This window comes from Neptuniibacter sp. (assembly GCF_024231755.1).
Classification (GTDB): Bacteria; Pseudomonadota; Gammaproteobacteria; order Pseudomonadales; family Balneatricaceae; genus Neptuniibacter.
The window spans coordinates 1-10,211 of sequence record NZ_JAAEQH010000312.1; the positions used below are offsets into that span (position 1 = coordinate 1).

Annotated in this window: 6 protein-coding genes; 5 read left to right on the plus strand and 1 reads right to left on the minus strand. The window is 47.7% G+C overall.

Annotated features, from left to right (window positions below):
• Both GY843_RS18325 and GY843_RS18330 read left to right on the plus strand, forming a co-directional pair.
• Nucleotides 1-2,671, plus strand: a 2,671-nt coding sequence (locus GY843_RS18325) for an ATP-binding protein (protein ID WP_297311792.1), incomplete at its 5' end; no start/stop codon positions are given.
• A 75-nt stretch (nucleotides 2,672-2,746) separates the two neighbouring features.
• Entirely contained in the window at nucleotides 2,747-4,369 is a 1,623-nt protein-coding gene (locus GY843_RS18330; protein WP_297311793.1) for a hypothetical protein, read from the plus strand.
• A 47-nt stretch (nucleotides 4,370-4,416) separates the two neighbouring features.
• Here GY843_RS18330 and GY843_RS18335 read toward each other — a convergent pair whose 3' ends face one another.
• Complete coding sequence (locus tag GY843_RS18335; RefSeq protein ID WP_297311795.1) at nucleotides 4,417-4,689, minus strand: hypothetical protein; 273 nt, start codon at nucleotides 4,687-4,689, stop codon at nucleotides 4,417-4,419.
• A 1,922-nt stretch (nucleotides 4,690-6,611) separates the two neighbouring features.
• On the opposite strand from GY843_RS18335, the gene GY843_RS18340 reads away from it, so the two are divergent.
• The 3 genes from GY843_RS18340 to GY843_RS18350 all read left to right on the plus strand — a co-directional run.
• The gene (locus tag GY843_RS18340) at nucleotides 6,612-7,250 is read left to right on the plus strand and encodes a class I SAM-dependent methyltransferase (protein WP_297311797.1); all 639 of its coding nucleotides are present in this window, start codon (nucleotides 6,612-6,614) and stop codon (nucleotides 7,248-7,250) included.
• Between the two features lie 648 nt (nucleotides 7,251-7,898).
• Nucleotides 7,899-9,635: a group II intron reverse transcriptase/maturase gene (ltrA, locus tag GY843_RS18345; RefSeq protein WP_297311799.1), complete on the plus strand. Its 1,737-nt coding sequence runs from the start codon at nucleotides 7,899-7,901 to the stop codon at nucleotides 9,633-9,635.
• Between the two features lie 53 nt (nucleotides 9,636-9,688).
• A partial coding sequence (locus tag GY843_RS18350; protein WP_297311801.1) for a hypothetical protein occupies nucleotides 9,689-10,211 on the plus strand: 523 nt, incomplete at its 3' end.

Below are 10,211 nucleotides of genomic sequence, written 5' to 3' on the forward strand. Positions count from 1 at the left end.
ACTACGTCTGGCAGTTCGCAACCTATCAGATCGCAGTTTCGATTTTCCGATTTTGCCTCTGTTGGGCAGTTCTGCACCCAAAAATTGGATTGTTAAGGTGCTTTTCGCGACATACCTGTTTTGCTATGCTGAAAATAAATTTCAACTGGATGAGTTAAGCAATAGAGCGAGACGTTCATCAGGTTTCCAAGAATTTCAGCAAGCATATTTGAATACTGAGGATTACAATAAATTCTTTTCAGAGCTACTAAGTTACTGGAATCATTGTACACCCGATCAAGCTTTTGATGTATTAAAGCGAATATACGTTGAAACTATCAGTGAAAGACAACTACAAAAGATAGTAGAAAACCGTTTGGCAGTGTTGGTTGATGGAGATGCTGCTACCATATCCGATATTCTTGCCCAACTTGCTTTGAATAAAGTGGGCAATGTTTTAACAGCTTTTGACATCTGGCAGCATCTTGAGAGCAGGAGCTATAAACGTCGAGATTGGGCTAATGACCATTACGTTCTTGCTGCTGTGGACTCGCGCAACCAAGCTTACTTAAATCCTCTCCGTCGAGATGCTATTGCTGGAGATCCAATTCCTCGTAAAGAAGCTAACCAAGTCTTGGAAATACTCAATTCATCCAGTAGTAAGCGTGTAATTATGCTTGTGGGGAATGCTGGTGTTGGGAAGAGTGGTGTAATAAACTTATTGGCAATCGCCATAGAAAAGGACAGTTGTCCATTCTTAGCATTTCGGGTTGATCAGCTTGATCCAGTGTTGTTTCCCAAAGCAGTGGGAGATCAACTGAATTTGCCCGGTTCACCTGCAAATGTATTAGCAGCAGTTGCACAAGGGAAAAAATGTGTCTTATTTATTGATCAACTTGATGCTGTCAGTTTAGTTTCAGGACGGCATCCACAATTTTTTAATTGCATTGATGAAATCGTACAGGAGACACGCGCTCACCCTAATATGTATGTTTTGCTGGCCTGTCGCGAATTCGATCTACAAAATGACGCAAGGTTTCGGCACCTTACTGACGAAAATGGAATAGCTCAAATTGTTCAAGTTAATCCTTTGAACCAAGAAATTGTCCGAGAGACTTTAGAGAAACTGAATATAGATGCCAAACAGCTAAATGAGGAACAGTTAGAGTTGTTATCTATTCCTTTGCATTTGAGTTTGTTGGCGAGTATTTCTGAAAATATACAAGATCAAGCCTTATCATTCGATACCACTAGAGATTTATATGATAGCTACTGGGATTATAAAAGGAGAGTAATCCGTGACCGCCGAGGAGGGCAATCTGTTAAATGGGAAAATGTAATAGATAGCCTCTGTAGCTTTATGAGCGAACATCAGGTTCTTTACGCACCAAGACGAGTAGTTGAAGATGTCGGCTGTTCAGATGATGCTGAATATATGACCTCTGAACATATTTTAATTTATGAGCAACAACGTTATCTTTTCTTCCACGAGAGTTTCTTTGATTATGCTTTTGCCCGGCGGTTTGGAGCTAGAGGGCATCAGTTAATAACTATGCTTCTGAAGAGCGAGCAACACCTCTTTCGAAGAGCACAAGTTCGACAAATCTTAACTTATGAACGAGATGCAAATTTTGGTAGTAATTCACGCTACCTTGAAGCTGTTCGAGAATTATTATGTCATCCGAACATTCGTTTTCACATCAAGTCAGTAGTTTTTGCAATTTTGGCTCGACTTGAAAATCCGATGAAGAAAGAATGGGAAATTCTTGAACAAATTTTAGAAGATGGTGATGACCTATTAGTCGAGCCAGTTTGGCTTACGTTGTATGGTTCTGTGGCTTGGGTCCGACGAGTTCATTCACTCGGGCTGATTCAAAAATGGCTCACCGATGATAACAAAGAACAGGTGAATCGCGCTGTCACTCTTCTAAGAAGCGTTCAAAAAGAAGACCCTGATTTAGTAGCCGAATTGGTAGAACCTTTTGTGGATAAATCCGAAGAGTGGAATAATCGGCTAATTTATTTGATGCATTTTGCAGAATTGAGTAAAGGCCGTCGCTTTCTTGATTTGTACTTGCATTTCATTGACTCGGGCTTATTAGATGATGTTAAGGGGGTTGCAATCAACAGTGATTTCTGGAGTTTGATTTACTTACTTCCAAAAGAGAATCCTGAATGGGCCTGTGAAGTAATTCGTCATCGTTTAGATCGGTTATTGGCCCTTAGTCTTGCTGAAGGTGTATCTAATCCTTTTCAATTACCTCAATACAGGGTATTCTCCAGCGGATCATATGACCACGTATTCGCTGAAAGTGCCCGTGGTGCGCCTTTTGCATTTATAGAACAATTTCTCCCGTTTATGTTGCGGGTAATACAGCTAAATTTACTAGAAGATGGTAATTTGCCTGGACAAGATCAGGTCTGGTATTATCGGCCCTTTGGAAAAGCGCATAGTATTGATACTGTCCTTTTGTATGCAATGGAAACAGCATTTTGCCTTGTGGGGTCAGAACAGCCTCAAACTTTTGCAAGTATCACCGATGAACTAGCCAAGCTTGATTATGAGACAATTCAATTTTTGTTGATTCGGGGTTACACCGCAAATGCAAGTTCATTCGCAAATACTGCAATTGATTATTTGCTAGAAAATCCTATCCGTCTTCAGACAGGCTATAGGAGACATAATTGTTAGGCAACCCGAGAATTAATTGCCGCAGTTACCCCATACTGCTCTCAGGCTCATCTAAACGAGCTTGAAGATATGCTTTTGAATTATTATCCTGACTCTGAGCGTGATGAATGGGCCTACAGATACAAGAGATTCGGATATACTCAGTTTGTACTGCTTGAAGCGATTGTATCCGCTCGCCGTTCTGAAAAGGTCATTGGGCGATTAGGGGAGCATCGACGTAGCGGCAAGTTTGATGTTGATGCTATCGACAAACCGCCAGAGATAATAGAAGTCAGACGAGTTCCGCCACCAATTCCCGAAACGGCAACTGAAAAGATGACTGATGACCAATGGCTTAAAGCTATAGCGCGATACAATGAGGAAGGACTTCGACAGCTTCCAACGGGTCAGACAGTTGCCAGAGCCAGAAGTTTAGCGGGTTTACTCATTAAACCGGCTCAAACAGAACCGAGTCGATTTGCCAATCTGCTATTGAAATTCCCAGATAAAACGCATTGGCTTTATTTTAATGCCATTTTACAAGGTGTCTCAAGTGTTGGTCTAGAGCCAGGAACTTTGCTCAAAGTGTATAAACGTTGTCATAATCTTCCAGATCGTCCATGTGGTCGTTCTATTGCAGACCTCATAGCCAAAAAACCCTCCCAGCCCAATTTTCCAAAGGAACTATTTGAGATTCTTGCGTGGTACGCAACAGAAGACCCAGATCCTGAACCAGGTCATCCGAATATAACCATAAAAGATAAAGATTCTGATGAGCCTGAAAGCATTTTGATAAACGGGATTAATTCAGTACGGGGAAGGGCTTCAAAAGCAATTGCTACTCTAATTTTCTCAGATCCAGAAAGATGCAGTTACTTTTTGCCGATATTACAAAGGCTTGTCAAAGACCCCTCTGTTGCTGTAAAAGCGTGCGTTGCAGAAACTCTTGTGGCGGTACTTAATTATGATCGAGATGTCGCTGTGGAGCTTTTTGTGACGCTTTGTAAAGATGAGGAGACTTTATTAGGGACAAGATACGTCGAACGTTTTTTGTTTTATGCAACTTCAACCCATTTTGAACCATTGAAGCCAATCCTGGTGAAGATGCTTCAATCACATATTACGGGGGTAGCAACCGCAGGAACTCGTCAGATATGTTTGGCTTCCCTCGATCAAGAGGAAGCAATTCCAATTGCGCAAAGTTATCTATCGGGTGAGGCCCAACAGATTGGAGCAGCCGAGGTTTTCGCCACTAATCTAAGGGATTCGCAGTTCCGTGCGTACTGTGAAGAGTCTCTTATTAAGCTATTTGATTCACCTTATGAAACAGTACAAACCGCAGCATCTCATTGTTTTGACAGGTTTAAAGGGGATGAGTTGGGAGAATACACTGAACTTGTTGAAGCATTTGTCAACAGCAAGGCATTTGCGACTAACCGTTACGGTTTTTTTCGTGTTTGTGAGAATACTACCGCACGACTACCTGAGGTCACTATTCTTATATGTGAGAAATTTCTTGAACAGACAGACATTGATGCGGGTGATATACGGACGAGAGCCACTATAGACTCGAGTACAATTAGCAAACTTGTTATTCGGGTATATAGTCAAAACCAGGAGGATGAGAATATTCAATCACGTTGCCTGGACGTAATTGATCGTATGGCTCAGATAAGAGCCTATGGTTTAAGTCAAGCACTTTCTTTATATGAGCGATAGCACAACCATCATCCAAGGAACCCAAAATGACCCCACCCAAGTAAGTCCTACAATTGATCGACCGCTTCGAGCACAACCTGAGCGAGTACAAGCGGCCCGACTAAAAAGAGGCCCGCGTGCGGGCCGAGTTCATTGACCCCTTGCTGGAAGTGTTGGGTTGGGACGCGCGCAACGTGCAGGTGCGTGGGGAGTAGCGCATACTGCCGATGCACCAAAAGCTGTCCGCTGCCGCCATCCCCGCCGACAAGTACGAACCGTCGGTTCGCCTGTACCAGCGCCAGATCGATGCCGCCGACCGGCAGATAGACGGGTTGGTGCACGAGTTATATGGCTTGACGGAGGAAGAGATTGGGACCGTCGCGGACGGGTGAGGGGAATGGTTGGGCTGTGGTGGGGGTTGCGCGGTGGGGGTTGGGGGGTATAATTGGGTGGGTGTTGTTTTTGATTCTACCTGGATTTTATACGGACGGAAAGCTTGCATAATACTCGAAAAGGAAGGATATGCAGTCAAAAACCAGCATAAAACACCCTGGAAAGGGTTTATGCCAGAAAAAGCTGGCATAATATGTCGTTTCGGGGTTTTATGGGAGAGAAAGCTGGGATAAATAAGAGTTCGTCGGCATCGCTCTCCCCCCCAAAAGCGAGGGGAGGCTCCCCGACGAATGGACGCGACTCTGGAACGGACGCGCTTTTCGGCCAGCACAACCATGCAACCAATGTAGGAGGTATCTAATGAGTAAAGGAAGGGACAAGAAGAAAAAAGGGGACAAGAAAAAACCGCGGCAAACCATCAAGGAAAAAAGGCGGTCGAAAAAAGAAAAGAAGCGCAAGCTTCCGGTGAGCTAGTCGAGGGTTGTTGCCTTTTTTGCGGGAGCAGCTTTCGGCCAACAATAAAGAATAACTCCTGGCTTACGGAAACGTGGGTTATGGTGGAATCACGAGGCCTCCGCACATACCGAAAGGGTGCGGTTGGAAACCCCCACCTAACGCTGCGCGCGCCGCATTTCCATCCAGACCGGGCCAAAGTCTGGTAGTGTTCAAACCGAACGAATGTACTAGGGTTTCACACTGGACACTTTTGCTCAAACATTGGACACTCAACCAGACACTTATGATATCCAATGGGAGCCATCTGAAGCAAGTTTAAGGCTCTGAAAGGCTAAAAATGAGAGCAAAACGCTAGTTTCGAGCCCGAAATTGGCAGTTTTGCTCCGGAAAAATGTGTCCAGCGCTCCACGAGTTGTGAACAGCTTGGAGCAAAAGTGTCCAGCGAGTTGAGCTGAAAAACTGTCCGAAAAGGACGGTTTTTGAACACTACCCAAAGTCTTGGTAAAGTCATCTGAATGAACAACTGGATATTTTTCTTTCCTTGGTGACGATGAAATCGTCAATTTTGATTTTCCATCTAAAAGTGAGGTAACTACTCAGTCTGGCCGCTCTTTTGGAAGAATTCACAGGATATACAGGATGCACAGGATTTTACGCGATGATTTTATCCTGTGAATCCTGTTTATCCTGTAAAATACACTTGAATTTGGTTCTTTTGAGCATAGGCTGAGCAGTTACAAAGTGAGTATCTACTTGTACAGTCAAGTATCTTTTCCGAGTTGCTCCGTAATTCTTTCATAGTGTCTGCTTGTTCTATTTTGGAGAAAGGTCTTTGAAACAGATGTCAATGTTTCCAAGAGTTACATACGATACCAATATCAGTTGATGATCTCGGGGGTATGGGAATTCGAAAATATAAGCAGTATACCAGCAAACTGACAGCAATTAACATTTCGGAAATAGCAGGGTGGGAACAACTATTACGATATGGCGAGCTATGTAATAGACTTGTTCATCACTTGGGAACAATAGACTCGAACAATGATCAGTTAGCCACGTTCATAAATCAAGATCCCAATCTTGACATACAAGATGGCAAAGTAACTATTGACGATGGAGCTTGTCAAACATTCATCAGGCTAATAAGGTCTTATTTTCAAGAGTTAGATTCGCAACTGCCGTCAGATTGCTCACACTTGGAACCACATTGGTGGAAAGTATAACCAAAGTATAGGGCAAGCCCGCTAACACGGGTTGCACGACCGGGCTATCTTGCGCGAATTCAGCATCTCCACGCGCATTTTGCTTAGCTCTGTTGCGAACATGCTCACGCCGCAACCGCCCGGCGGCTGAACCGGGCCGTTATGCGGCAATGACGCGCCCAGGTACTCTGAGGCAACTGAAGGAGCTACACATGGACGATCTGTCGGACTCTGGCGATCCAAGACGGCTGGTTGAGCGAGGCTACGACCACGTAGCCCATGACTATGCTTGTCTTGAAGGGGGAGCAAAGTGGCCACGAATGCGCTGGCTCAAAAAGGTGTTGGACAGCCTTGGACCCGGCTCATCTGTCCTGGATCTGGGTTGTGGGTCAGGCGATCCGGCAGATATCGAGATCTCGAAGGAGCACACGGTCACAGGAGTCGACATCTCTCAGGCCCAGATCAACCTTGCGCGCCAGAACGTTCCCAGTGGCTGCTTTATGCACGGTGATGCTGGTTCCGTAGAGTTCGCCGCGGCATCTTTCGATGCTGTGGTCTCCTTCTACACCTTGGAGCATATCCCGCGGAAGGAGCACGGGGCAATCTTGCGGCGTGCCCACGAATGGCTACGACCGGGGGGCTTGCTGTTGATCAGCATTGAGGCCGGTGAATACGATGACGCGATAGGTGAATGGTTGGGCGTGCCCATGTTCTTCAGTTGCTATGACCCAGAAACAATGAAGCAAATGGTCACGGAGGCGGGATTTGAGCTTTTTGAAACCACCGTCGAGACCCAGGTGGAACAAGGCCGCGATGTGCCTTTCCTATGGCTGTTTGCCCGCAAAGCGTGAAGGACAAGAACGGGCTTGCCGCCCAACCCTGCATGGTGCGACACGAGGCTGTTTGTGTAGCTGTTGTACCTTGAAAAAGTGATGCAACCGGTTGTTCTGCCAACCGTACCCTACCGGCACATGCGTCGCTGGCAACGGCGGGGTGTGAAGCTGCCGGGACAAAGCCGCCACGCCCATCAGGGCGGCAGTGGAAACGTGAGTAGAAACTGTTACTGCCAGCACTAGGCGGTTAAGGCGGCCAGGGTTGCGCGATATGGTCAACGTAAGTGAACCTCTGTAAGCGTCGAGAGTTAGAACAAGCGTAAAGGGCTGAACGGCCCGCAAGGCTGGAACGCTTGGACCAAAAGGTGAGGGGGCAGGAATAGGCGCTCATGCGCCGTCTATCGCAGATGGTGTACCCCCGGTGTAGAGGAGGGACCTAAATCGCGCAGGTACATGAGCGGAACGTGGTAAGCCCGTAGTTCTCCCCTCTTGGGGAAAGCAAGCCGCAAGGCAAGTCGATGGGACTGCGGGTAAAGGATGGTGGAGAAAGCGAATGCTGTCTTGTAACGAGGCGGATAGAGGTTGCGCCTTCCATACGGCAACATTACCTCACACGAAAGTGGGCAGACTTCCACCGGGTCTCTCGTCACGAGAAACTTGATGGAGATGCAAAAACAGGAATTCGTAGAAAAGGGAGCGACCGTAGCGGTCGCTGGCGCGAGCCTGCGTGAACCGGTGGCCTGGCACGACATTGACTGGAAAAAGGCCCACCGGAACGTGCGTCGTCTTCAGGCACGTATCGTGAAGGCAAAAAAGGAAGGGAAGAAACGCAAGGTACGAGCATTGCAATTCATCCTGACCCGCTCGCAGAGTGCCAGAGCATTGGCGACGAAGCGAGTGACGACCAATCGAGGTAAGCGAACGCCAGGAGTGGATGGTGAAGTATGGAACACACCACACCAAAAGGCGCAAGCAGTGGCAGAGTTGCGAACCAAAGGCTATCGCCCCCAACCGTTGAGGCGCAAGGCGATACCGAAGAAAAACGGTGGAAACAGATTCTTGGGTATTCCAACGATGAAGGACAGAGCAATGCAGGCGTTGTACGCACTGGCACTCGACCCAATAGCGGAAACCGGGGCCGATCCAAACTCGTACGGCTTTCGACGAGAGAGGTCACCGGCAGACGCTATCGAACGATGCTTCGGGGTGCTAGCCAGACGGACATCGGCCCAATGGGTGTTGGAAGGAGACATCCAGGCGTGCTTCGATGAACTGGGGCACGAATGGCTGTTAACTCATATCCCGTTACCCAAGAGTCTACTGCGAGGTTGGCTCAGAGCAGGATACGTAGAGCAAGGTCAATGGCACGCGACGAAAAGTGGAACACCGCAAGGCGGGATCATTTCACCTATCCTGGCGAATATGGCGCTAGATGGACTGGAAACAGAACTGATACAGCGGTTCGGCCCGACGCAGAGAAAGCGCAGCCAGAACAAGGTGCATCTGGTTCGCTTCGCGGATGACTTTATCGTTACCGGCACAACGGCAGAACTACTGGAGAATGAGGTACGACCGGTGGTAGAGACGTTTCTGACCTTACGGGAAGCCAAACTCTCAGTTACCAAGACCCATATCACGCACATCGACACGGGCTTTGACTTTTTGGGACAAAACCTGCGCAAGTATGGTCAAAAGTTGCTCATCCGACCATCGGACGGCAGTATGAAGGCTCTACTGACGAAGATTCAGGCCATCCTGAAAGCCAATCCACAAACTCAGGCGGGGCCGTTGATCATCCAACTCAACGCGGTCATCCGGGGATGGAGCAATTACCATTGTCACGTCGTCAGCAAGGCGACGTTTAACAAAATGGATTGGCATATCCACCGGATGGTACGCCGTTGGGCACGGAAGAAACACCGCCGAAAGAGTTGGCGTTGGATCAAACAAAAGTACTTCAAGACGGTCGGCACGCGGAACTGGGTATTCGGTGGAAAGGTTCGGAACGGCGATGGAACGATGAGACAGGTATATATGTACTCAGCGGCCCAAACCCCCATCATGAGGCATCGGAAAATCAAAGGAGCAGCCAACCCGTATGACCCGGAGTGGGAGCACTACTTTGAAAAACGACTGAGATGGAAAACCAGAGAGAGTCTCAGAGGGAAAAGGCAAACACTCCAACTGTGGTTGGAACAACAAGGACAATGTCCCATCTGCGGGGAGATGCTCACTGAGATGGATGAGTGGGATACCCATCACATCCGACCACGAGTCGAAGGGGGAGAGGACAAGCTAGACAACCTGGTACTGCTACACCTGAATTGCCATCGCCAAGTCCACAGCCAACGTTTGGTCGTATCAAAGCCGCGTCCCGTGAAAAGGGCGCTAGTAGCGGCTTGAGCGGTGTGCGGTGAAAGTCGCACGCACCGTTCTTAGGGGGCTGGGGGCCAGCAATGGCCCCTGGCTACCCGACCACCCGACCTGTGCTATCGCGCGCCAAATCCGCAAGTGGTTTTGGGGTTGTGGGTTCCAGTGAAACACAAAGTACACTTTGCAAACCCGCACAGGCGGGTGATGCTTTACGTTATCCGCCGGGCCGTTGGGCGGCAAAAGCAAGAGGAGGATACAACAAAATGCGAACTAGAACAGCAAAACTGAGAATCGGCCTATTGAACAAGAAACGAGGAAACTTTGCAATTCAAGAAAAGCTCATCGGCGCCGACAATGTCGTCGACGAGACAGATGCCGAGGTAGAACATCACGAACAAGCGTTAACTAAAGCCGGCTATAGCGTCTACCAGATTCGTTGGGGACCCAATTTCATCAACGATCTAGAGGCTTTACAAGTTGACCTTGTCTTTAACGTTTCCAGCCTGGTAGAAGCCGCGATCCTTGAAGAACTAGAGATACCCTACGTCGGATCCGATACATTCACTATAGCCATCGCCACGGATAAATCACTGGCGAAAAGGCTCT

Excerpts from the sequence above, each read along its gene's own strand:
- ltrA (WP_297311799.1), top strand. The coding sequence starts at position 7,899 with ATGCAAAAACAGGAATTCGTAGAAAAGGGAGCGACCGTAGCGGTCGCT.
- GY843_RS18340 (WP_297311797.1), top strand. The coding sequence starts at position 6,612 with ATGGACGATCTGTCGGACTCTGGCGATCCAAGACGGCTGGTTGAGCGA.